Below are 21489 nucleotides of genomic sequence, written 5' to 3'. Positions count from 1 at the left end.
CATTTGAATTGAAGTGTCGTCAACGTTCAGGAGACAACGACCATTCGCAGACCATTTCGTGCGCCGCCGGTCCAGAAGGAAGGGCCGCGTTCCAATAAGGATATCCGGGTCCCGTTCATCCAGCTGATCGACGCGGAAGGACAGAACCGCGGCCCGACGCCGACGGCCGAGGCGCTTGCCATGGCCGAGGAAGCCGGGCTGGACCTCGTCGAGATCGTTCCGACGGCCAATCCGCCGGTCTGCAAGATCCTCGATCTCGGCAAGCTGAAATACGAGGGCCAGAAGAAGGCCGCCGAGGCGCGTCGCCGACAGAAGATCATCGAGGTCAAAGAGATCAAGATGCGTCCGAACATCGACGATCACGACTACGAGACCAAGATGAAGGCGGTCCGCCGCTTCTTCGAGGAAGGCGACAAGGTCAAGGTCACGCTGCGCTTCCGTGGCCGCGAAATGGCGCACCAGGATCTCGGCATGCTGCTTCTCAACCGTGTCCGCGAGGAGACGACCGAGATCGCCAAGGTGGAAGCCGAGCCCAAGCTCGAAGGCCGCCAGATGATGATGGTTCTCGCCCCGCGCGGCTGACGCGCCGGCGACGACGAAAACGACGCGCCGGCGACGACACCCCGGCCATCGCTCCGCCGCGCCCGCACGTCGTGCGCGGCGACGGGCGTGCCGTTCGGATTTGCGGCTCGGCGGCTCTTGCCACCGGGCCGGCCTTTCCGCTATAGCCCACCTCGTTTCAACGAGCCGGCCGGCAGGGCATGCCGTGTCGGTTCATAATGCTGGTCGCATTGCGCCGCTTTCGCGGTGTTCGGGTCGCCCCTCGGGGCTGCTCCGTGCGATCTCCCCAAGGAGAGCAAAATGCCCAAGATGAAGACCAAGGCAGCTGCCAAGAAACGCTTCCGCTTCACCGCGAACGGCCACGTCAAGGCCGGTGCGGCCGGCAAGCGTCACGGCATGATCAAGCGCTCCAACACCTTCCTGCGCAACGCTCGCGGGACGATGATCCTGTCCGAGCCCGACGCGCGGATCGTCAAGGTTTACATGCCGTACAACCGCTGAGCGGTTCGGCGTCTTAAAGATCAAGGAGCAAGATCATGGCCCGTGTCAAAAGAGGCGTGACCTCGCACGCCAAGCACAAGAAGGTTCTCGAGCAGGCCAAGGGTTTCCGCGGCCGCCGGAAGAACACGATCCGCACCGCCAAGGCTGCGGTGGACCGTTCCAAGCAGTATGCGACGCGCGATCGTCGCGTGAAGAAGCGCAACTTCCGCGCCCTCTGGATCCAGCGCATCAACGCCGGCGTCCGCGAGCACGGCCTGACCTATGCGCGCTTCATCGACGGCCTGACCAAGACCGGCATCGAAGTCGACCGCAAGGTCCTCTCCGACATCGCGATCCACGAGCCGGAGGCCTTCAAGGCTCTCTGCGACTCGGCTCGCGCGGCTCTCGAATACCTGAAGGATCAGAACCCCAACTCGTACGAGCGGGCCGTCGGCCCCGAGCGCGCCGCGGCCTGATCCGGGCCGAGTCGGCGAGGTTCCTTTGCCGTTATTGAGATCGAAGCCCGCTGGCCGAAATGCCGAGCGGGTTTCGCCGTTTTAAGCGGTCGTGGAGGGTTGATGCTCGACGGCGCCCCCCTCTGTCCTGCCGGACATCCCCCCTCAAGGGGGGAGATCGGCAGTTCTGCCGGCCGTGACGAGACTGATCTCCCCCCTTGAGGGGGAGATGCCTGGCAAGGCAGAGGGGGGCGCCTCGCGCAACCATCGGCCAGCCGAACGCCATCGACACGAGGGACTCCCATGCAAGGTCTCAAAGCCGAACTCCTGCGCGGTTGCTGGTACGTCGCCGTTCCCGCCGCAGACGTGAAGCGTGGCAAGATGGTGGCGAAGACGCTGCTCGGCGAGCCCGTGCTGATCGCGCGGGGCGAGGATGGCCGGGCCTTCGCGCTGCGCGACATCTGCCCCCATCGCGGCATTCCGCTCCACTACGGCAAGGTCGAGGGCAATTCGGTGCGCTGCGGCTATCACGGCTGGCGCTTCGACACGTCCGGCACCTGCGCGGAGATCCCGAGCCTGCGCGAGGGGCAGGAGGTCGATCTCTCCAAGATCCGCTGCGGCGCCTATCCGACCGTCGAGAAGCATGGGCTCGTCTGGATCTACATCTCGGCCAGCGGCGAGCCGCCGGAGGCCGGGCCCATGGCCGAGGTCGATTTCCTCCCCGACGTTCCCGCCGGCGAGGCGCCCGCCGCGCTCGTCATGCTGCCCTTCGACTGCTCGGTCGATCACGCCGCCTTCGGCCTGATGGACCCGACCCACGCGGCCTATGTCCACACGTCCTGGTGGTTCAAGAAGAACGCCACCAAGCTGCGCCCGAAGGAGAAGAGCTTCGAGCCCGACGACTACGGCTGGCGCATGGTGCGCCACAAGCTGCCGCCGCAGAACCTTGTCTACAAGATCTTCGGCAAGGAGGTCACGACCGAGATCGCCTATCGCCTGCCCGGCTATCGCATCGAGCGCGTCGCGGGCTCCAAGGCGAACGTCGTCGGCCTCACCGCCATGACGCCGGTCGACGAGGAGCACACCGAGGTCTACCAGATCTTCTGGACCTCGCTCGGCTGGCTGAAATGGGCGGGGCCGCTCGTGCGCCATCTCATGCGCACCTTCCTCGACCAGGACCGCCGCGTCGTCGTGCAGCAGCGCGAGGGCCTGATGCACGGGCCGCGCCTGATGATGATCAACGACGCGGACACGCAGGCCCGCTGGTGGGCGCGCGTGAAGTCCGAGTTCCAGGAGGCGCAGCGGGCGGGCCGCCCCTTCGTCAATCCGCTGAAGGCGCAGACCCTGCGCTGGCGCTCCTGAGCGCCGCGCTTCCCATCCGCCGGCCCGCGCGATAGAGCATCCGGCAAGGGCGCACCGCGCCGCATCGTATGACGCCGTATCGAGGACCATCGCCGTGACCGATCTCGAAAGCCTCGAAGCCAAGCTTCTCGCCGCCGTGGAGGCAGCCGTCGACGAGGCCGCGCTGGAGGCGGTGCGCGTCGGCGCGCTCGGAAAGAAGGGCGAGATCTCCGAGCTCCTGAAGGGCCTCGGGCGGATGGACCCGGAGGAGCGCCGCGAGACCGGGCCGAAGCTGAACGGCCTGCGCGACCGCGTCGCGGACGCCATCGGCGCGCGCCGCGAGGCGCTGGCCGACGTCGCGATAACCTCCCGTCTCGCCTCCGAGACGCTGGACGTCACCCTGCCGGTCCGGCCCTCGCCGGTGTCGCGCGGGCGCCTCCATCCGATCAGTCAGGTCATCGACGAGATCACCGCGATCTTCGCCGACATGGGCTTCTCCATCGCCGAAGGGCCGGAGATCGAGACCGACCACTACAATTTCACCGCGCTGAACTTCCCCGAAGGCCATCCCGCGCGCGAGATGCACGACACGTTCTTCCTCCAGCCGGACGAAAACGGCGTCTCCAAGCTCCTGCGCACGCACACCTCGCCGGTCCAGATTCGCACGATGGAGGCGCAGAAGCCGCCCATCCGCATCGTCATTCCCGGCAAGACCTACCGCCAGGACTTCGACGCGACGCACACGCCGATGTTCCATCAGGTCGAGGGCCTCGTCGTCGACACGACGGCCAACATCGCCAACATGAAGTGGGTGCTGACCGAGTTCTGCAAGACGTTCTTCGAGGTGCCCTCGCTGAACATGCGCTTCCGGCCGAGCTTCTTCCCCTTCACCGAGCCCTCCATGGAGGTCGACATCCAGTGCGACCGCTCCGGCCAGGAAATCCGCTTCGGCGAGGGCTCCGACTGGCTGGAGATTCTGGGCTGCGGCATGGTCCATCCGAACGTCCTGCGCGGCGTCGGGCTCGACCCGGACGTCTACCAGGGCTTCGCCTGGGGCATGGGCATCGATCGCATCGCCATGCTGAAATACGGCATGCCGGACCTGCGCGACCTCTTCGACGCCGACGTGCGCTGGATCGAGCACTACGGCTTCCGCCCGCTCGACATGCCGACGCTGTTCGGCGGGTTGTCGAGCTGATGCTTCGGGCGAACTTTCGCCGGGCATGACGGGTGTGGACAAGGAGCCGTCCTACCCCGTCGGCGGTGTCGCAGACTGGGCCGCCTTCGGAAGGCTGAGCCCTGCGAGACGGCTCGTCACGGACTTTCGGAGCTTCAGATACCGGCGCCGCGCAAAGGACGTGCCGGGCCTGACCCTGACGCTTCGAGGCAATGCGCTCCGCCCGCTCGACCCCGGCGAGATCGCACTCGTCTGCGTCGTTCGCAATGCCATGGCCTCGCTCGGCGCCTTCCTCGATCACCATCGCGGGCTCGGCATCGCGCGTTTCGTCATGGTGGACGATCGGTCCGACGACGGGACCGAGGCCTTTCTCGCCGCGCAGCCGGATGTCGATCTCTTCGCCTCCTCGCATCGCTACCGCGCTGCGGGCGGCGGGCAGGTCTGGCGCGATCGGCTCATCGATCTCTACGGGCGAAACCGCTGGTACGTATTCCTCGATGCCGACGAGTACCTCGTCTATCCGGGCAGCGAGACGCGGCCGATCGGGTCGTTCATCGCCGATCTCGAACGGGTGGGCAGCCGTCGCTCGCTCGCGCCGATGCTCGATCTCTACCCCGCCGGGCGCTTGGCGGACGCGGTCTTCGAGTCGGGTCTGCACCGGAGTCCCGTCGAAGTGTCGCCGATGATCGACGGCACCGGCTATGCGGTGACGCTCGACAAGTTCTCGACCTCCATCCGGGGCGGGCCGCGACATCGTCTTTTCGGCCATCCGAACCGGCTTCAGAAATATCCGGTCCTCTTCGCGGATCGAGCCACGCAGTTCAACGGCGCCAGCATCCACGGTCCCCTGCCGCTCGGGCGCAACTTTGCGCCGGCCGATGCGGTGCTTCTCCACTTCAAGTTCTCGGCCGGCTCGGTCGAAGAGTTCCAACGGTTTGCCGAAGCGGAAGGCCATTTCGGCGGCTCGATGTTCTACAAGGAGATCGCGGCGTCCGAGACGTTCAACGGCGACCTTTCGCTTGCCTATCCCGGCTCGCTCCGGTTCGAAGGCTCCGAAGATCTCGTCCGGCGCGGCTTCATGCGCGATCTTAGAGCTTGAGAGCCGCCGCTCTTTTCTTTGGCGGCTTCGAGCGATAGAGGCAGGACTTCATTTCGCCGGACACGCCCGATCGATGCGAGGGCGTTCGCTGCCGCAGCTGGAAGGCCGTCGTTTCCCATGAAGTTCACGCTCTCCTGGTTGAAGGACCATCTCGACACGACGGCGCCGCTTTCCGAGATCGCGGAGCGGCTGACCTCGCTCGGGCTGGAGGTCGACGGCATCGACGACAAGGCGGCCATGCGCCCCTTCACCATCGCCCGCGTCCTCTCCGCCAGCCGGCATCCCGATGCCGACAAGCTGCAGGTGCTTTCGGTCGATGCCGGGCCCGGCGTCAACGGGGGCAAGCCGCTGCAGGTCGTCTGCGGCGCGCCGAACGCGCGCGAGGGCCTCGTCGGCGTGCTCGGCCTGCCCGGCACCTACGTGCCCGGCCTCGACGTGACGCTCGGCATCGGCAAGATCCGCGGCGTCGAGAGCCACGGCATGATGTGCTCCGAGCGCGAGCTGGAGCTCTCCGACGAGCATAACGGCATCATCGACCTGCCGGCGGATGCGCCGGTCGGCACCGCCTTTGCCGACTATGCCGGCCTGGCCGATCCCGTCATCGAGATCGGCCTGACGCCGAACCGCCCGGACGCGACCTCGATCCGCGGCATCGCGCGCGATCTGGCGGCCTCCGGCCTCGGCACCTTGAAGGACGCGACGCCGGACGAGATCGCCGGGGAGGGCCCGAGCCCGGTCGTGCGCCTCGCTTTCGACGGCGGCCCCTCGCTCTGCCGCGGCTTCGCGCTGCGGCTGGTGCGCGGCGTGAAGAACGGTCCGTCGCCGGCCTGGATGCAGGCCCGCCTTCGCGCCATCGGCCTTCGCCCGATCAACGCGCTGGTGGACGTCACCAACTACCTGACCTTCGACCGTGGCCGTCCGCTCCACGTCTTCGATGCCGCCAAGGTTTCAGGCGATCTCGTCGTGCGGGCGGCGCGGGACGGGGAGACGATCGAGGCGCTGGACGGGCGCACCTATACGCTGACCTCGGCCATGTGCGTCATCGCCGACGACAAGGGCGTGGAATCGCTTGCCGGCATCATGGGCGGCGAGGCGTCCGGCTGCGACGAGGGCACGACCGACGTCATCATCGAGTCGGCGCTCTGGGAGCCTCTGAACATCGCCCGCACGGGGCGGGCCCTCGGCATCATCACCGACGCGCGCTATCGCTTCGAGCGCGGCGTCGATCCCGACTTCATGGTCCCCGGCCTCGATCTCGCGACACGCCTCGTCCTGGAGCTTTGCGGCGGCACGCCGTCCGAGAAGCGCGTGATCGAGGTCGCTGCGGTCGAGCCGGCCTCGATCCGCCTGCCCTTCGCCGAGACCCGCCGCCTCACGGGGCTCGACGTGCCGCGCGAGCGCCAGATCGAGTTCCTGGAGCGTCTCGGCTTCCGCGTCTCGGCTGGCGAGGCGGAGGCCGATGTCGTCGCGCCGTCCTGGCGGCCCGATATCGAGGGCAAGGCCGATCTCGTCGAGGAAATCATGCGCCTTTCCGGCGTCGATTCGATCGAGCCGCGCCCGCTGCCCGCGCTGGCGGGTCTCGGCCAGCGCATCCTCACGACCTCTCAGATCCGCGAGCGCGCCGCGCGCCGGTCCCTGGCGGCCCGGGGCATGGTCGAGGCCGTCACCTATTCCTTCGTCTCGGGCGCACAGGCGAAAGCCTTCGGCGGCGGGGCGGAAGCGCTGCGCCTCGCCAACCCCATCGCGGCCGATCTCTCCGACATGCGCCCCTCGCTCCTGCCGGGCCTCATCGCGGCGGCGACGCGCAACGCCGCCAAGGGCTTTCCCGACGTCGCGATCTTCGAAGTCGCCCATGTCTATCTGTCCGACCAGCCGGAGGGGCAGAAGCGCGTCGCCGGCGGTATCCGGCGCGGCACGGCGGGTCCGGCCGGAAGCGGCCGCTTCTGGAACGGCTCGGCGGAGGCCGTCTCGGTCTACGACGCCAAGGCCGATGCGATCGCGGCTCTGGAGGCGGCGGGCGCGCCCGTCGCCAATCTCCAGATCGAGGCGGGCGCCAGCGACTGGTATCATCCCGGCCGCTCCGGCCGCATCAAGCTCGGCCCGAAGACCGTTCTGGCCGAGTTCGGCGAGTTTCACCCGAAGGCCTTGAAGGCGATGGACGCGTCCGGCGCCTTCGCCGGCTTCGAGGTCTTCCTCGGCGAGATCCCGGAGGCCAAGCGCAAGGCGACGCGCACCAAGCCGCGTCTCGTCCTCTCGCCCTATCAGCCCGTTCGGCGCGACTATGCCTTCGTGGTCGAAGGGTCGGTCGAGGCGCAGAAGATCCTGCGCGCGGCGGAAGGGGCCGATCGCAAGCTGATCAGCGAGGTCCGCGTCTTCGACATCTTCACCGGCGCCGCCATCGGCGAGGGCAGGAAGTCGGTCGCCATCGAGGTGACGCTCCGGCCGCTGGAGCGCACCCTGACCGACGAGGACCTGGAGGCCGTGTCGTCGAAGATCGTGGCCGCCGTCTCCAAGGCGACGGGCGGCACGCTGCGCGCCTGATACCGGCGGCCCTTGCAAAAGGAGCGCCGGTATCCCGCGCCGAATGGCGCGGCGGCGGCTGATGCCGCCGTAACGCCCTGACTTTCGTCATGTCGAAGGTCGGGGCCACGCGTATGAGGCCCCGCGCGGGCCGGCCTCTCCGCTTCGTGAGGGCAGGCCCGGCCGGGGCGCCAGCTTCGCGCAGGCCCGAAGGCGTCTCTTGCGGCTTTCGCCATGAAACGGTCGGAAGTGCCGGGTTTCACACCCCGGCATTTCGCCGGAGGGGTCGCCTGCCCATGATGTTCGACAGACCGAGCCGCATCGCGGCGCTTGCCGCCTTCCTAGCGCTTGCCGCGACCCTGCCCGTGAAGGCCGAGACGGCGGCGCGCGATCTCTTCGGCGCCAAGACGCAGCCCTCCGCGCAAGGCTCGGAGGCCTACGGCTTCTATTCGCACGGGTGCCTTGCCGGCGGCGTCGGCATGCCGAAGAACGGCGAGACCTGGCAGGTCATGAAGCCCTCGCGCAACCGCGCCTGGGGCCATCCCGCCCTCATCGCCTTCCTCCAGCGTCTGTCGCGGGAGGCGGCCGCCGAGGACAATTGGCGCGGGCTTCTCTTCGGCGACATGGCGCAGCCGCGCGGCGGGCCGATGAAGAACGGCCACGCCTCCCACCAGATCGGCCTCGACGCCGATATCTACCTCACCGAAATGCCGAACCGCCGTCTCACCGACGACGAGCGCGACAACATGGACCTGCCCTCGGTCATCGACCCGCGCACCAAGCATGTGGACGAGCGCCGCTGGCGGCCGGAAATGCTGAAGCTCATCCGCACCGCCGCCCGTTCGCCGGAGGTGCAGCGCATCTTCGTCAATCCCGGCATCAAGGAGAAGCTCTGCAAGACCGCCACGGGCGACCGCAAGTGGCTGAACAAGGTGCGCCCGATGTACGGGCACGACTACCACTTCCACGTCCGCATGTATTGCCAGCCCGGCGAAAGCGGCTGCGAGCCGCAGGAATCGACCGGCGGCGCGGAGGGCTGCGATCTCGACTGGTGGTTCAACGTCGCGCTGAAGCCGCCGAAGCCCGGCGCCAAGCCGCCGAAGCCCCGCCCGCCCATGACCATGGCCGCGCTGCCCAACGCCTGCCGGAGCGTTCTCGCCGCGCCCGCCAGGGACGGCGGCACGGCCGTCGCCGCGCGTCGCGCGTCGCCGCCGCAGGAGATGGCCCCCTCCGACTCCGAGGTCCCGCCCGAGGCTCCGCAGGCGATGCCCGCCATGGCGCAGACACCCTCGCCCCTGCGCTCCAGCTTCGCACCCGTGCCGCCCGCGGCCGTGCCGATCCCGGGCTCTCGGCCGTTACAGTAAATTCACGCGGGAACCGCCCTTCAAACGCCCGGCATCGCCTTTACTTTGCCGGGTGCGATGCTCTAACGAGAGCCGTCCAAATCGATTGAAACGGCGGGTGAGGCCATGTCCCAGACGCTCGACAGCACGCAGGCGCTGAAGTTCCCGATTCTCATCGGCGATATCGGGGGCACCAATGCCCGCTTCGCGATCCTGATCGACGCCTTCGCCGACCCCAAGAGCTTTCCGATCGTGCAGACGGCGGATTTCGCCACGATCGACGAGGCGATCCAGTTCTCCGTCCTCGACAAGACCTCCGTCCAGCCGAAATCGGCGGTGCTCGCCGTCGCCGGCCCGGTCGACGGCAACGAAATCCACCTGACCAACTGCCCCTGGGTCCTGCGCCCGATGAAGATGCTGGAGACGCTGGGTCTCGGCGAGATCATCGTCCTCAACGACTTCGAGGCGCAGGCGCTCGCCGTCTCCTCCCTGCCGAACGCCTCCCGCCAGAAGATCGGCGGCGGCACGGCGGTCGAGGGCGCGAGCCGCGTCGTGGTCGGCCCCGGAACGGGCCTCGGCGTCGCCGGCCTCGTGCGCGCCCGCAAGATGTGGATTCCCGTGGCGGGTGAGGGCGGCCATATCGATCTCGGACCCCGCACGGATCGCGACCGCGCGATCTGGCCCCATCTTCGCACGATCGAGGGCCGCGTTTCGGCCGAGGAGGTCCTCAGCGGCCGCGGTCTCGTCAACGTCTACGACGCGGTCTGCCGTGCCGAGGGCGCAGAGCCGGTCTTCACGACGCCCGCCGAGGTGACGGATGCCGCGATCGGCAAGAAGGACGTCCATGCCGGCGAGGCGGTCGACCTCTTCGCCACCTATCTCGGGCGCGTCGCCGGCGATCTCGGCCTGATCTTCATGGCGCGCGGCGGCGTCTACATCGCGGGCGGCATCTTCCAGCGCATCATCCCGATTCTCCGGCAGGCGGAGATGCGGGAGGCATTCGAAGACAAGGCGCCCCATCGCGCGCTTCTGAGAGACATGCCGCTCTACGTCATCACCGAGCCGCTGGCGGCGCTGGCGGGGCTCGCCACCTTCGCCCGCACGCCCCGCTTCTTCGGCATCGAGACGACCGGCCGCCGCTGGACGGTCTGATCGGTCCTTCCCGCCGAAGCTTCTTGCCGGCATGCGAGGCTTTCGCGCCATAGGCAGGCGGGTCCGGGCGGTCTATAGGGCGCGGGTGAAAGCCCCTCTCGATCGACCAACCGGGCGCAGGACCCTTTGAAGAAATTTCCGACCCCGCCTCTGCCGCGCGAGCGCGGGCTCGTCGTCGGCCTGCTCCGCCGGGTCTTCGCCGAGAACGGGCGCGACTATTTCGGCGCCTATGCGGCGGCGGTCGTCTGCCTCGTGCTCGGCTCGGCCGCCACGGCCTTCCTCGCCTGGATCATGCGCGACGTGATCGACGAGATCTTCGTCCAGCAGAACCGCGCGCTTCTGGTGACGCTGCCGCTGGCCGTGTTCGGCGCCTTCCTCCTGCGCGGCTTCACCACCTACGGGCAGGGCGTCATCCTGTCGCGCATCGGCAACAACATCGTGGCGCGTTACCAGCGCCGCCTCTTCGCGCATCTGACGGAGCTCTCCGTCGACTTCTTCGCCGAGAACCGCTCCGCGCATCTGGCCGCCCGCATCAACCAGAACGTCTCCGGCATCCGCGACACGCTGAACCTCACGATCACCTCGATCGCGCGGGACCTCCTGACCCTGATCTTCCTCGTCGGCGTCATGATCTGGCAGGACCCCGTCCTCTCGGCGATCGCGCTTCTCGCCGGCCCGCCCGTCGCCCTGATGATCTCCAGCCTCGCCCGCAAGCTGCGCGTGGCCACCCGGCAGTCGATCGATCTCAACGCCCGCGTCCTCGGCGCCATGCAGGAGACGGCGCAGGGCATCACCGTGGTGAAGGCCTTCACCATGGAGGAGGTGCTGCGCCAGCGTCTGGAGACGCTGATTCTCGCGGCCGAGGAGCGTTCGAACCGGATCGCCATCATCACCGAGCGCTCGGGGCCCGTGATGGAGGCCGTCGCCGGCCTCGCCGTCGCCGCCGTCATCGGCTATTCCGGCTATCGCGCCATCATGTACGGCTATTCGCCGGGCTCGATGTTCGCTTTCATCACCGCACTGCTTCTCGCTTACGATCCCGCCCGGCGCCTCGCCAAGCTGCAGGTGCAGCTCGAGCGCGCGCTGGTCAACGCGCAGATGATCTACGAGGTGCTGGATCTGGCGCCCCGCCAGGCCGACGACGCGGAGGGGCGCGCTCTGAAGGTGGCGGGTGGCGAGATCGTCTTCGACGCCGTCGATTTTTCCTATCACGCGGGCGAGCCCGTTCTCAGGAGCGTCTCCTTCCGCGCCCCGGCGGGGCGGACGACCGCGCTGGTCGGCGGCTCCGGCGGCGGCAAGTCCACGATCATCTCGCTGATCCAGCGCTTCTACGACGTCGGTGCCGGGCGCATCCTCGTCGACGGGCAGGACATCACCCGCGTCACCAAGCGCTCGCTGCGCTCGCAGATCGCCTATGTTTCGCAGCAGCCCTATCTCTTCGAGGGCACGATCCGCGACAACATCCGCTTCGGTCGGCCGGACGCGAGCGACGCCGAGGTCGAGGAGGCCGCGCGTCTGGCGCAGGCGTCCGAGTTCATCCTCGCCCAGCCGCAGGGCTTCGACACGCCGCTGGGCGAGAACGGCGCCAGCCTGTCCGGCGGTCAGCGCCAGCGCCTGTCCATCGCCCGCGCGCTCGTTCGCGATGCCCCGATCCTCCTTCTCGACGAGGCGACCTCGGCGCTGGATACGCGGTCGGAGACGCTGGTCCAGGCCGCTCTCGACGAGGTGATGAAGGACCGCACCGTCATCGTCGTCGCGCATCGCCTCTCGACCGTGGTCAATGCCGACCAGATCCTCGTCATGGAGGGCGGGCGGATCGCGGAGACCGGCACGCATCGCGACCTCATCGCGCGCACCGGCGGTCTCTACGCGCGCTTCCACGGGCTCAACGAATTCGCCGCGGCGGCGGACGCAACGACGACGCCCGCCTGACCGGCGGCGCCGTTTCCAGACGAAGGACGGAAACGATGGACGAGATGGGCTTGGTCGTCATGGGCGCGGGCGGCCGGATGGGCCGCACGCTCATCGCCGCGATCGCCGAGACGCCGGGCTTGCGGCTGAAGGCGGCGGTCGAGCGCGCCGGATCGGCCGCGCTCGGCACGCGCGTCGCGGACGGCTCGATCGCGATCACCGACGACATCGAGGCCGCGCTCGAGGGCGCGGACGGCGTGATCGACTTCACGGCCCCCGCCGCGACCGTCGCCCTGGCCGAGCGCGTAGCGCGGCTCGGCCTCGTCCACGTCATCGGCACGACCGGCTGCACGCCCGAGGACGACGCCGCCATCGCGGCCGCGGCCGCCGGCGGAGCCTGCATCGTGAAGTCCGGCAATATGAGCCTCGGCGTCAATCTTCTCGCCGGCCTCGTCAAGCTCGCCGCCCGCGCCCTGCCGGGCGAGGCCTTCGATATCGAGGTCTTGGAAATGCACCACCGCCACAAGGTCGATGCGCCCTCCGGCACCGCGCTCCTGCTCGGCAAGGCGGCGGCCGAAGGCCGGGGCGTCTCGCTGGAGAACGCGTCCGTGCGCGTGCGCGACGGGCATACGGGCGCGCGGCCGGAGAACACGATCGGCTTCGCGACGCTGCGCGGCGGCTCCGTCGTCGGCGACCATCAGGTGATCCTCGCCGGCGACGGCGAGCGCATCGAGCTGTCGCACCGCGCCGAGGACCGCTCGATCTTCGCGCGCGGCGCGCTGCGGGCGGCGCTCTGGGCGCGAGGCCGCGAGCCCGGCCTCTACTCGATGCAGGACGTGCTCGGCCTGTCGTAGGCCGCCGCGCCGAAACGCTTCCGGCGCAGCGGGAGAGGAGGATCGGCGCCCGATCGCCCCGATGCGCGCATGCCGAGCCGGGTCCTCAGCGGGACAGGTCGATGCAAGGGCTTATCGGTATAACGGCTTTTCAATCCGATCGACTTGGTTCACACCGGCGCGATCGTTCGTCGGCGCCTCGGAGAAGAGCACATGACCCGCACCCTCGTCCTCGTCCGTCATGGACAGAGCGAATGGAACCTTCAGAACCTCTTCACGGGATGGAAGGACCCCGACCTCACGGAGAAGGGCGTCGAAGAGGCGCGCCGCGCCGGACGCCTGATCAAGGCCTCGGGTCTCCACTTCGGCACCGCCTTCACGAGCGAGCTCTTCCGCGCCCAGCGCACGCTTCAGCTCCTTCTCAACGAGCAGGGCCAGGTCGGAATCCACACGATCCGCGACAAGGCGCTGAACGAGCGCGACTATGGCGAACTGTCCGGCCTCAACAAGGACGATGCCCGCGCCAAGTGGGGCGAGGATCAGGTCCATATCTGGCGCCGCTCCTACGATATCGCCCCTCCCGGCGGCGAGAGCCTGAAGGACACGGGCGCGCGCGTCTGGCCCTATTTCATCCACCGCATCCTGCCGAAGGTCCTGTCCGGCGACAACGTCATCGTCGCGGCCCACGGCAATTCGCTGCGCGCGCTCGTCATGGCGCTGGAGGGCCTCTCGCCCGAGGATATCGTGGCGCGCGAGATCGATACGGGCGTGCCTCTCGTCTACCGCCTCAACAGCGACTCGACCGTCCACGAGAAGGAAATCCTGCACGGCTGATCCCGCCCGGACCGTACTCGAAGTCCGCATACGAAAACGCCCGGACCGCAAGGCCCGGGCGTTTTTCATGATCGATCCGAAAAGCCGAGACTTAGGCGTCCTTGCTGCTCTCGTCGATTTCGATGACGTCGTCGCCCGCGTCGAGATCGTTGTCGGGCTCCTCCTCGACGATCGGCCTCGCCCCGTAATCGTGCCCGCCATCGGCCAGCATCGACAAGGCGTCAGTGATCTTCACGTCGAGCGGCACGTCCTCGGCTTCCTCTTCCGTCTGCTCACGGTCCAGATCGCTATCGCCGATCGTTCCCGAGCCGACGTCGATCGGATCGACGATGTCGTCGGCCGCTGCCGGTTTCTGCCAGGACGCCCCGCCCGTCGCGGAAACGTCCTCATGTTCCAGACCTCGTCCGTGAAGCTGGCTCATGTCGATGCCTCCCGTGGATGTTGAACCGGTCGATCGAAGCCTCGATCAGGGATTCGTGGTGGCCGCGCCCGGTGTGACGGTCGTGCCCGTGGTGCCGGTCGTCGCAGGCGCCGTTGCGGGAGACGTGTCGCCGCCGACCTGCGCGCCCGGAATGTTCTCGTTCGGCTGCATGCCGCCGTAGATCTGCATGCCGATGAAGGCGATGACGGCGAGGACGAGCGCGATGATGAGAACGCGCAGAACCGGCGTGCCCTTCTTGCCCTGCCGGGCGTCCTGGGCGTCGAGACGGGGGGCCATGAGAAAACTCCTGAAGGAGAACGGCGCCGGAGCGCTTGAATTGAAGAGGCAACAAGAAATAGGCGGGAAGGTTCCCGCTGCCGGGCGATCCGCCGCGCCCACGAGGACGAGGAGCGGTTGGGCCTGAAAACGGCGGCAGGGGAGGTGCCGTTCAGCGGCGCCGGAGCATCGTCAGAATGGCGTAGAGGCTGGCAAGGCCGGCGGCGGCAGCCGGAACGACCAGAAGGCCGCGGCGCTGCTTCAGGACACGGTAGATCTGCGGCGCGTTGGTCAGCGCGGTGACGCCGGCGATCGAGGCGATGTCGCGCTGCAGGCGGTCGTCCGCACGGTTCGCCGGCTTTCGTCCCGCGAGTTTCGCGAGAACGAAGGTCACGACGACGAAGAGGAACGTCACGCCCGCGAAGATGAGGGCCGCCTCGATGACGCCGAGGTGGGACGCCACCCAGGCGAAGAGGGCGATCAGAAGAAATGCCAGCATGACCAGAATAAGAATGGCCATGAGGGCATAGAGGCCGGCGAGCCTCTTCAGGCGGGCGAGCATGATGCCCGCCTCGCCCGTGAAGAGGCGCATGATCAGCGCCAGCACCATCTTAGCGGAAGAGGCGAGCGTAGAGATATCCGGCGGCGGCCGCGATCAGCACCGCCTTGATCGGCTCGGCGCGAACGCGCTCCGACACTTCCGACTCGAACTCGGAAGCCGCTTCCTGCGCCTGCTGCAGGTAGCGCTCGCCGCGGTCGCGAACGTCGTCGCGCAGCGCGTAGGCCTGACGCTTGGCGCCGTCGGCGCGATCGGTCGCGAGCGCCTTCAAAGCTTCCGCGACACCGGCGACGTCTTCGCGAAGACGCGAAACCTGGACTTCGAGATCCTTATCGGTCGAGCGGCCGGACCCGAGCGGATCGGAGTTCGACGTGTAGTCGTTCGACGTGGATTCGGACATGGCTCGACCTCGCGAGTGGGTATGGAACAAGGGAAAGGGCCATTTGTCCGGCCCTTCCCGACGCGCTTCTCAAATGAACCGGCGGAGCCGAGGTTCCACCGTGTCCGGTGATTCGTCGCAAACGGCAGAACCATCACGCAGGAGCGTTTCGCCCGGAGGCGTTGGGCCGTCAGGCCGCGGGCGTCAGCCCGATGATCTGCGAGGAGATCGAGTCGGGTCCGTATTCGCCGTCGCCCTCGATGCCGAGTACGTCCGCGATGCGCGAGCGGGCACGCGAGACGCGGCTCTTGATCGTGCCGACCGCGCATTTGCAGATCTCGGCGGCCTCCTCGTAGGAAAACCCCGAGGCCCCGATCAAGATCAGCGCCTCGCGCTGGTCGTCCGGCAGCTGGTCGAGCGCCCGGCGGAAGTCCTGAAGGTCGAGATGCCCGTGCTGCTCGGGATGGCCGGCCAGCTGCATGGCGTGGATGCCGTCGACATCCTGGACCTCGCGGCCCTTCTTGCGCATCTGCGTGTAGAACTCGTTGCGCAGGATCGTGAAGAGCCAGGCCTTCAGATTGGTGCCCGGCTGGAACGTGTGCTGCTTGTCCCAGGCCTTGACCAGCGTTTCCTGGACGAGATCGTCCGCGCGGTCGAACGAGCCCGAGAGCGAGGCCGCGAAGGCGCGCAGATTGGGAATGATGGAGATGAGTTCGCGACGGAAGTCGGGGTCCTGGTTCATGGGCGTCATCGCCTCCTCAGGACCGCTCGGTCCGCTTGGCGGACTCCGCGGCATCGAGAGCGTCCAGAAGCGAGAGAAAGCGGTCGGGCACCGGCTCGCTCGCAAAATCGTCGTAATAGGCCTTCAGCTTCTTGCCGATGGCCGTGTTCGCGCCGAGATCGGCCGTCGGGCCGGCCGTGGTGCCATGTGCGTGGTCCAAGGGAACGTCCTCGTTCTTGCGGTCTGCCATCAACCCTCACGCCACTCTCGATCCGCCCCAGGGATGGGTCGCGGCTCTAAGCCGCCATCCGTCCCGTTCATCTCAACATGTGAGGCGGAAGCAATTCAACAAGGCCGACGCGTGACGCTGTTCGTCGAGCGCCGTCGATTCGGCCCGAATCTATTCGGTCCGGAATGGTTCCGGCGCGCCCTAGGCCTGCCGCACGCGCGCCTTATCTAGAATGACGAGAACCCATCACGCCGGGAAAGGTTCCCGTGCCGGGAACTTTCGGGTATGACATGCGTTGCCGGGTCGTTCGTCTCGCATCAGTTCCAGTTCGACACGAGGGGAGAATTCATGTCGATGTCGTCGCGCATAGCGCCCCATATTCCCTATCTCAGACGCTATGCTCGCGCTCTCAGCGGTTCCCAAGCCAGCGGCGACGCTTATGTCGCAGCCGTGCTCGAGACGCTGATCGCCGATCCCTCGCTCTTCGATCCCGACGAGAGCCCGCGCCTGTCGCTCTACCGGCTCTTCTCCTCGCTCTGGCAGTCCGTCGAGGTGAACATCCGCGAGGATGCGCCGGTCTCGGCCTGGGAGGAGCGGACCTCGCGCAATCTCCGCGGCATTTCTCCCCTGCCGCGTCAGGCCTTCCTTCTCGTCGCCGTCGAAGGTTTCACGACCAACGAGGCCGCCTCGATCCTTTCGGTCTCGGAGGCCGAGTTCTCCTCGCTGATCGATCAGGCCAGCGTCGACATCGGCCGTCAGGTCTCGACCCAGATCATGATCATCGAGGACGAGCCGCTGATCGCGATGGATATCGAGCAGATGGTCGAGAGCCTCGGCCACAGCGTCACCGGTATCGCCCGCACCCACAAGGAGGCCATGGCGCTGTTCGAGCAGCAGAAGCCGGGCATGGTCCTTGCCGACATCCAGCTTGCCGACGGCTCGTCCGGCATCGATGCCGTCAACGACATCCTGGCCAAGGTCTCGGTGCCGGTGATCTTCATCACCGCCTTCCCCGAGCGGCTTCTGACGGGCGAGCGGCCGGAGCCGACCTTCCTCGTCACCAAGCCGTTCAACCCCGACATGGTGAAGGCTCTGATCAGTCAGGCGCTGTTCTTCGAGTCCGACAACAAGGTCGCGGCCTGATCGGCCGTTTCCAGCGGGCGGGCAGGGGGTATCGGCCGAGCGTCCGATCCCTCGACCTTCCTGCCGGGTCCGGCTGGAACTTCTCCCTCAAGCCGCCGTTTTGCTGGCGGTCGCAGTCTTCGGCATCGCACAATTCGTCGCGATGCCGAAGGCCGATGGGGCCGAGAAGGCCCGATCCGATCCGCTGGACCATGAGGGGATCGCGGGCGGCCTTCGAAGACCCTCATAAGCTCGGCGAGGGAGTTCCGGAATCAAGCGAGCCGCCGGCTCGGCGGACGTAGGCTGGACCAACGGTGGTCGTCAATTAACGGTTCGAGCGTCTGCACATGGTCGCGTTCAAGGCTCTCAAGGCGCTTGCCAATACCGAGATGACGATCTTCGCGCAGGATCGAAGTCTCCGTTATCTCTGGGTGTTCAATCCCGGCGATTCCTGGCTCAGCGAATCCGCCACCGGCAAGACGGAGTCCGACGTCCTGTCGGGCGCGGTCGTCGAACGTTCCATGGCGGTGAAGCAGGAGGTTCTGGAGACGGGCCAGCCCGCGCGCTTCGAGCTGACCATGACGTCGGGCTCCGCGACGCGCTGGTTCGACGTCAGGGTCGATGTCGACCGCAACGAAGCGAAAGAGATCGTCGGTATCATCGGCTCCTCCTTCGAGATTACCGAGCAGAAGCGCCGAGAGGAGACGCTGAAGACGCTTCTTCGCGAACTGTCGCACCGCTCGAAGAATCTCCTCGCCATCATCCAGAGTCTTGCCAGCCAGACCGCGCGCCATTCGGTGACGGTCCCGGAATTCCTCGTCCGCTTTCGCGGCCGCATCCAGTCGCTCTCCTTCTCGCAGGACATCGTCACCGATGCCGACTGGCGGGGCGCCGATCTCGGCAGCCTCATCGTCATGCAGGTCGAGCGCTATGCGCCGGACGGAATGGGTCAGGTGCGGTTCGACGGGCCGGACGTCTATCTGTCGCCGACCGCCTCGCTCCATGTCGGCCTTGCCCTTCACGAACTCGCGGTCAACGCCGCGTCCTATGGGTCGCTGTCCGTGCCGGGCGGACAGGTGACGATCGACTCCCGCTTCGTCACGAAGGGCGAGGACCGGTTTCTTCAACTGGTCTGGCAGGAGCGCGACGGTCCCCGCGTGCGGGGCGAGAACGATGCGCGCTTCGGCACGTCCACGCTGGAGCGGATCGTGCCGAATTCGGTCGGCGGCGAGGCGTCGCTGGAGTACCGGCCGGAGGGTATCCGTTACCGCCTGCTCATCCCCGACTCGCAGTTCGAGACGACCGCCGCGCGCGTCTGAGACCGCGCGGTCTTCCGCTGGCCCGGATGGGTCGCTTCGGCCGCTGAAACCGGTGGCGGAGCGCATCGATAAGCTCTCTTTAAGAACGGTGTAAAACGCTCGATGTCACGCAGGTGTGATTTGGCGGTGTTGTCTTAAGGGAACTTTGAGGGCAGCAGGCCATTGTGTTTCCAAAGGAGAGGCTTCCATGGAACACATCGCTGCGTTCATGTTGCTGGTCGGATGCAATGCCGACGCCACCACCTGCCAGGAAATTCCGGTCCCCGTCGCAGCCTACGAAAACGTGGCCGAGTGCGATCGTGAACTCGCGATCCAGATCCGCCTCGGCGGCGCCGGCCAGGAGCGTGTCTACGGCGCCTGCAAGGAGATCGACGAGGAGGCCTTCGAGCAGTCCGCGACGATCGACTGGTCCATCAGCCGTTCCGGCAAGCTCATCGTCACCTTCGAAGCCGAGCCGCAGGTCGTCGCCGCCCGCTAAAGGATGCACGCCGCATCGCCTCTTCACGGCTGGCCGCCTCGTGCCGGCCTCCCTTCCGATAATCGTCCGCAGACATAATTCCGCAAGAAATGGTCGCGCATCGTGGAACCTTCCCCCTTCCGGAGAGTTGGGTGGCGGGACGAACGAATTTAAAGGCGTATGGTCGATGAGAAAATTGATGATGGGGGGCCTGATCGGCCTGACGCTGGTTTCGGCGGGTTGCACGCAGACGGATCGTTCGACGGGCACGGGAGCGCTGATCGGCGGTCTCGGCGGCGCGGCGATCGGTGCGGGCGTCTCCGGCAATGCCAAGGGTGCTCTGATCGGCGGCGCGCTCGGCGCAGGTGCCGGCGCGATCGCGGGCAATGTGATCGGCCGTTCGCAGAGCGGCGACTGCATCTATCGCGATCAGCGCACCGGCGAGCGGTACGTGGCGGCTTGCCCGTAAGCTTCTTGCTTCCAATCTTATGACGAAAGAGGCATCGCCGAAGGGCGGTGCCTTTTTTGTGGCCGAGGGAAAAACGACATGCCCGAGAAAAGCCGTTCCGAGATCGTCCTCCTCGGGAGGCGCGAAAGCTGCGAGCGGACGGGTGGACCGGGGCGGGCCCTCGGCCTGGGCCTCGCGGGCTTGGCGATGGTCGCGATGGCGGGCTGCGCCAGCCGGGACAATCTTCCGCCGGTCTTCGGCGCGGTCTTCGGCATCACCGGCGCGCCGGTGCGCCCCTTCACGGAAGGGCGCCTTGCCGATCCCGCCGTCGGCCCGGACTCCCGTCTCGTCGGCGCGGCCGCTGCCAATCCCGGCTCCTGCATCTGGCAGGACGCGTCGGGCCGCCGGTTTCGCGCGACTTGCCCCGAGGGCTCCGACGGATTGAAACCCAAGCTCTGACGGGCAAGGCTGCCGCCGATTTGCGCGAGGGTCGCGACGGGGCTATCCCTCGCGCCGGGCGGCACCCGATCCACCGGCCGGCAGGAGAGACCGACATGAGCGACGCTGCGAAAAACGCGATCCTGGCCCTGCTGCGCGAAATGCCGGCGCCGGATGGCGCGGGCGACGTGGTCGCGCGCGGGCTGGTCTCGGACATCTTCATCGCGGACGGGAAGGCCTTCTTCTCGCTGACCGTGCCGGCCGAGGCGGCCGAGCGCTTCGAACCGTTCCGCAAGGAGGTCGAGCGCCGCGTGGCGGGCGTGCCCGGCATCACCGCCGCCATGGTGGCGCTGACGGCGGAGCGCGCGGCGGGGTCGGCTCCCCAGCGTCCCGCCCCGCGGCCGGCCCCCGCTGCGCATTCGCACGCCCATCCCCATCCGCATCATCATCCCGCCCGCCCGGCCGCGCCGGCAGCGCCGGGGCCCCGCGCCGGCAGCGGCAGGCCCGGCGTGCCCGGCATCGACAAGATCGTCGCGGTCGCCTCCGGCAAGGGCGGCGTCGGCAAGTCGACGACGGCGGTGAACTTCGCGCTCGGTCTCCAGGCGCTCGGCCTGAAGGTCGGGCTGCTCGATGCCGATATCTACGGTCCCTCCGTGCCCCGCCTCCTCGGCCTGAAGGGCCGGCCCGAAACGGTGAACGGCCGCACCATGGTGCCGCTGGAGGCCTTCGGCCTGAAGGCCATGTCCATGGGCTTTCTCGTGGAGGAGGAGACGCCGATGATCTGGCGCGGGCCGATGGTCATGTCGGCGCTGACGCAGATGCTGCGCGAGGTCGAGTGGGGCAAGCTCGACGTCCTCGTCGTCGACATGCCGCCCGGCACGGGCGACGCGCAGCTGACCATGGCCCAGCAGGTGCCGCTCGCCGGCGCCGTCATCGTCTCGACGCCGCAGGATCTGGCGCTGCTCGACGCGCGCAAGGGGCTCGCCATGTTCCGCAAGGTCGAGGTCCCCGTGCTCGGCATCGTCGAGAACATGAGCTACTTCCTCTGCCCCGAATGCGGGACGCGGTCCGACATCTTCGGCCATGGCGGCGCGCGGGCGGAGGCCGAGAGGCTGGGCGTGCCCTTCCTCGGCGAGGTGCCGCTTCACATGACGATCCGCGAGACGTCCGATGCCGGCCGTCCCGTCGTCGCGGCAGAGCCGGACGGCGTCCATGCCGGCATCTTTCGGCGCATCGCCGAACGGGCGCTGGAGAGCATCGCCGATGCGGCGACCGCTCGAGGCGAGGGGCCGAAGATCGTGTTCGAGAGCTAATGTAATTCTGACTTAGCGTCAGGACGCGCTTTGGCCGGATGATCGGTTGCAGTGCGAAAGGGCAGGTCGGTGAATTGATCAAAAAATAGCTTGCATGGCAT

The 21489-nt window shown here is 67.6% G+C and carries 24 protein-coding genes; 18 read left to right on the top strand and 6 right to left on the bottom strand.

Going from position 1 to position 21489, the window contains the following annotated elements; translation table 11 throughout:
* The first annotated feature begins 42 nt into the window (after positions 1 to 42).
* From infC to ASG62_RS09740, 12 genes are all read left to right on the top strand, one after another.
* Positions 43 to 582: a translation initiation factor IF-3 gene (gene infC / locus ASG62_RS09795; protein ID WP_082536886.1), complete on the top strand. Its 540-nt coding sequence runs from the start codon at positions 43 to 45 to the stop codon at positions 580 to 582.
* A gap of 279 nt (positions 583 to 861) precedes the next feature.
* Positions 862 to 1062: a 50S ribosomal protein L35 gene (rpmI, locus tag ASG62_RS09790; protein ID WP_056688465.1), complete on the top strand. Its 201-nt coding sequence runs from the start codon at positions 862 to 864 to the stop codon at positions 1060 to 1062.
* 35 nt (positions 1063 to 1097) lie between these two features.
* Positions 1098 to 1517 (top strand): 50S ribosomal protein L20, encoded by a 420-nt coding sequence (gene rplT / locus ASG62_RS09785; RefSeq protein ID WP_056688462.1) that lies wholly within the window; start codon positions 1098 to 1100, stop codon positions 1515 to 1517.
* Positions 1518 to 1799: 282 nt separating this feature from the next.
* Positions 1800 to 2858 (top strand): aromatic ring-hydroxylating oxygenase subunit alpha, encoded by a 1059-nt coding sequence (locus ASG62_RS09780; protein ID WP_056688459.1) that lies wholly within the window; start codon positions 1800 to 1802, stop codon positions 2856 to 2858.
* Between the two features lie 94 nt (positions 2859 to 2952).
* Positions 2953 to 4035, top strand: coding sequence for a phenylalanine--tRNA ligase subunit alpha (gene pheS, locus ASG62_RS09775; RefSeq protein ID WP_056688456.1), 1083 nt, complete (start codon positions 2953 to 2955; stop codon positions 4033 to 4035).
* A gap of 160 nt (positions 4036 to 4195) precedes the next feature.
* Positions 4196 to 5113: a glycosyltransferase family 2 protein gene (locus ASG62_RS09770; RefSeq protein ID WP_162245975.1), complete on the top strand. Its 918-nt coding sequence runs from the start codon at positions 4196 to 4198 to the stop codon at positions 5111 to 5113.
* Positions 5114 to 5230: 117 nt separating this feature from the next.
* On the top strand, positions 5231 to 7654 hold the full coding sequence (gene pheT, locus ASG62_RS09765; protein ID WP_056688451.1) for a phenylalanine--tRNA ligase subunit beta: 2424 nt from the start codon (positions 5231 to 5233) through the stop codon (positions 7652 to 7654).
* 275 nt (positions 7655 to 7929) lie between these two features.
* Positions 7930 to 8997 carry a penicillin-insensitive murein endopeptidase gene (mepA, locus tag ASG62_RS09760; RefSeq protein WP_056688448.1) on the top strand — a complete coding sequence of 356 codons (1068 nt, stop codon included), beginning with the start codon at positions 7930 to 7932 and terminating at the stop codon, positions 8995 to 8997.
* Positions 8998 to 9102: 105 nt separating this feature from the next.
* On the top strand, positions 9103 to 10128 hold the full coding sequence (locus tag ASG62_RS09755) for a glucokinase (RefSeq protein ID WP_056688445.1): 1026 nt from the start codon (positions 9103 to 9105) through the stop codon (positions 10126 to 10128).
* Positions 10129 to 10254: 126 nt separating this feature from the next.
* On the top strand, positions 10255 to 12060 hold the full coding sequence (locus ASG62_RS09750) for an ABC transporter ATP-binding protein (RefSeq protein ID WP_056688442.1): 1806 nt from the start codon (positions 10255 to 10257) through the stop codon (positions 12058 to 12060).
* 35 nt (positions 12061 to 12095) lie between these two features.
* Positions 12096 to 12893 carry a 4-hydroxy-tetrahydrodipicolinate reductase gene (dapB, locus tag ASG62_RS09745; RefSeq protein WP_056688439.1) on the top strand — a complete coding sequence of 266 codons (798 nt, stop codon included), beginning with the start codon at positions 12096 to 12098 and terminating at the stop codon, positions 12891 to 12893.
* A gap of 192 nt (positions 12894 to 13085) precedes the next feature.
* Positions 13086 to 13706 (top strand): 2,3-bisphosphoglycerate-dependent phosphoglycerate mutase, encoded by a 621-nt coding sequence (locus ASG62_RS09740; protein WP_056688436.1) that lies wholly within the window; start codon positions 13086 to 13088, stop codon positions 13704 to 13706.
* A gap of 91 nt (positions 13707 to 13797) precedes the next feature.
* Here the strand turns inward: ASG62_RS09740 and ASG62_RS09735 are convergent, their stop codons facing one another.
* The 6 genes from ASG62_RS09735 to ASG62_RS09710 all read right to left on the bottom strand — a co-directional run bounded on the left by ASG62_RS09735 (position 13798) and on the right by ASG62_RS09710 (position 16282).
* A complete protein-coding gene (locus ASG62_RS09735) occupies positions 13798 to 14127 on the bottom strand; it encodes a hypothetical protein (protein ID WP_056688434.1) in 330 nt (109 codons plus the stop codon).
* A 45-nt stretch (positions 14128 to 14172) separates the two neighbouring features.
* The gene (locus tag ASG62_RS09730; protein WP_056688431.1) at positions 14173 to 14424 is read right to left on the bottom strand and encodes a hypothetical protein; all 252 of its coding nucleotides are present in this window, start codon (positions 14422 to 14424) and stop codon (positions 14173 to 14175) included.
* A gap of 151 nt (positions 14425 to 14575) precedes the next feature.
* Positions 14576 to 14995, bottom strand: a complete 420-nt coding sequence (locus ASG62_RS09725) for a hypothetical protein (RefSeq protein WP_156382043.1) — start codon at positions 14993 to 14995, stop codon at positions 14576 to 14578.
* 19 nt (positions 14996 to 15014) lie between these two features.
* Positions 15015 to 15362 (bottom strand): DUF883 family protein, encoded by a 348-nt coding sequence (locus ASG62_RS09720; RefSeq protein WP_056688425.1) that lies wholly within the window; start codon positions 15360 to 15362, stop codon positions 15015 to 15017.
* Between the two features lie 169 nt (positions 15363 to 15531).
* Positions 15532 to 16083, bottom strand: coding sequence for a sigma-70 family RNA polymerase sigma factor (locus ASG62_RS09715; protein WP_413814196.1), 552 nt, complete (start codon positions 16081 to 16083; stop codon positions 15532 to 15534).
* Positions 16084 to 16099: 16 nt separating this feature from the next.
* Positions 16100 to 16282 (bottom strand): NepR family anti-sigma factor, encoded by a 183-nt coding sequence (locus tag ASG62_RS09710; RefSeq protein WP_082536928.1) that lies wholly within the window; start codon positions 16280 to 16282, stop codon positions 16100 to 16102.
* 357 nt (positions 16283 to 16639) lie between these two features.
* Between ASG62_RS09710 and ASG62_RS09705 the strand changes: the two genes are divergently transcribed.
* From ASG62_RS09705 to apbC, 6 genes are all read left to right on the top strand, one after another.
* On the top strand, positions 16640 to 17434 hold the full coding sequence (locus tag ASG62_RS09705) for a response regulator (protein ID WP_056688417.1): 795 nt from the start codon (positions 16640 to 16642) through the stop codon (positions 17432 to 17434).
* Between the two features lie 326 nt (positions 17435 to 17760).
* On the top strand, positions 17761 to 18732 hold the full coding sequence (locus ASG62_RS09700) for a sensor histidine kinase (RefSeq protein ID WP_056688414.1): 972 nt from the start codon (positions 17761 to 17763) through the stop codon (positions 18730 to 18732).
* Between the two features lie 187 nt (positions 18733 to 18919).
* A complete protein-coding gene (locus ASG62_RS09695) occupies positions 18920 to 19210 on the top strand; it encodes a hypothetical protein (protein ID WP_056688411.1) in 291 nt (96 codons plus the stop codon).
* Positions 19211 to 19376: 166 nt separating this feature from the next.
* Complete coding sequence (locus ASG62_RS09690; RefSeq protein ID WP_056688408.1) at positions 19377 to 19658, top strand: hypothetical protein; 282 nt, start codon at positions 19377 to 19379, stop codon at positions 19656 to 19658.
* A 78-nt stretch (positions 19659 to 19736) separates the two neighbouring features.
* Complete coding sequence (locus tag ASG62_RS09685) at positions 19737 to 20096, top strand: hypothetical protein (protein WP_056688406.1); 360 nt, start codon at positions 19737 to 19739, stop codon at positions 20094 to 20096.
* Between the two features lie 95 nt (positions 20097 to 20191).
* Positions 20192 to 21388 carry an iron-sulfur cluster carrier protein ApbC gene (apbC, locus tag ASG62_RS09680; RefSeq protein WP_056688403.1) on the top strand — a complete coding sequence of 399 codons (1197 nt, stop codon included), beginning with the start codon at positions 20192 to 20194 and terminating at the stop codon, positions 21386 to 21388.
* Positions 21389 to 21489: the final 101 nt, after the last annotated feature.

The organism is Aureimonas sp. Leaf427 (assembly GCF_001425485.1).
Classification (GTDB): domain Bacteria; phylum Pseudomonadota; class Alphaproteobacteria; order Rhizobiales; family Rhizobiaceae; genus Plantimonas.
The sequence above is the reverse complement of the archived record's forward strand: the minus strand, read 5'-3'. Positions and strand labels throughout refer to the sequence as shown.

Coding starts and splice junctions, on each gene's coding strand:
- rpmI (WP_056688465.1), top strand. CDS start 862: ATGCCCAAGATGAAGACCAAGGCAGCTGCCAAGAAACGCTTCCGCTTC.
- rplT (WP_056688462.1), top strand. CDS start 1,098: ATGGCCCGTGTCAAAAGAGGCGTGACCTCGCACGCCAAGCACAAGAAG.
- ASG62_RS09780 (WP_056688459.1), top strand. CDS start 1,800: ATGCAAGGTCTCAAAGCCGAACTCCTGCGCGGTTGCTGGTACGTCGCC.
- pheT (WP_056688451.1), top strand. CDS start 5,231: ATGAAGTTCACGCTCTCCTGGTTGAAGGACCATCTCGACACGACGGCG.
- mepA (WP_056688448.1), top strand. CDS start 7,930: ATGATGTTCGACAGACCGAGCCGCATCGCGGCGCTTGCCGCCTTCCTA.
- ASG62_RS09755 (WP_056688445.1), top strand. CDS start 9,103: ATGTCCCAGACGCTCGACAGCACGCAGGCGCTGAAGTTCCCGATTCTC.
- dapB (WP_056688439.1), top strand. CDS start 12,096: ATGGACGAGATGGGCTTGGTCGTCATGGGCGCGGGCGGCCGGATGGGC.
- ASG62_RS09740 (WP_056688436.1), top strand. CDS start 13,086: ATGACCCGCACCCTCGTCCTCGTCCGTCATGGACAGAGCGAATGGAAC.
- ASG62_RS09735 (WP_056688434.1), bottom strand. CDS start 14,127: ATGAGCCAGCTTCACGGACGAGGTCTGGAACATGAGGACGTTTCCGCG.
- ASG62_RS09730 (WP_056688431.1), bottom strand. CDS start 14,424: ATGGCCCCCCGTCTCGACGCCCAGGACGCCCGGCAGGGCAAGAAGGGC.
- ASG62_RS09725 (WP_156382043.1), bottom strand. CDS start 14,995: ATGCGCCTCTTCACGGGCGAGGCGGGCATCATGCTCGCCCGCCTGAAG.
- ASG62_RS09720 (WP_056688425.1), bottom strand. CDS start 15,362: ATGTCCGAATCCACGTCGAACGACTACACGTCGAACTCCGATCCGCTC.
- ASG62_RS09715 (WP_413814196.1), bottom strand. CDS start 16,083: ATGAACCAGGACCCCGACTTCCGTCGCGAACTCATCTCCATCATTCCC.
- ASG62_RS09705 (WP_056688417.1), top strand. CDS start 16,640: ATGTCGATGTCGTCGCGCATAGCGCCCCATATTCCCTATCTCAGACGC.
- ASG62_RS09700 (WP_056688414.1), top strand. CDS start 17,761: ATGGTCGCGTTCAAGGCTCTCAAGGCGCTTGCCAATACCGAGATGACG.
- ASG62_RS09695 (WP_056688411.1), top strand. CDS start 18,920: ATGGAACACATCGCTGCGTTCATGTTGCTGGTCGGATGCAATGCCGAC.
- ASG62_RS09690 (WP_056688408.1), top strand. CDS start 19,377: ATGAGAAAATTGATGATGGGGGGCCTGATCGGCCTGACGCTGGTTTCG.
- ASG62_RS09685 (WP_056688406.1), top strand. CDS start 19,737: ATGCCCGAGAAAAGCCGTTCCGAGATCGTCCTCCTCGGGAGGCGCGAA.
- apbC (WP_056688403.1), top strand. CDS start 20,192: ATGAGCGACGCTGCGAAAAACGCGATCCTGGCCCTGCTGCGCGAAATG.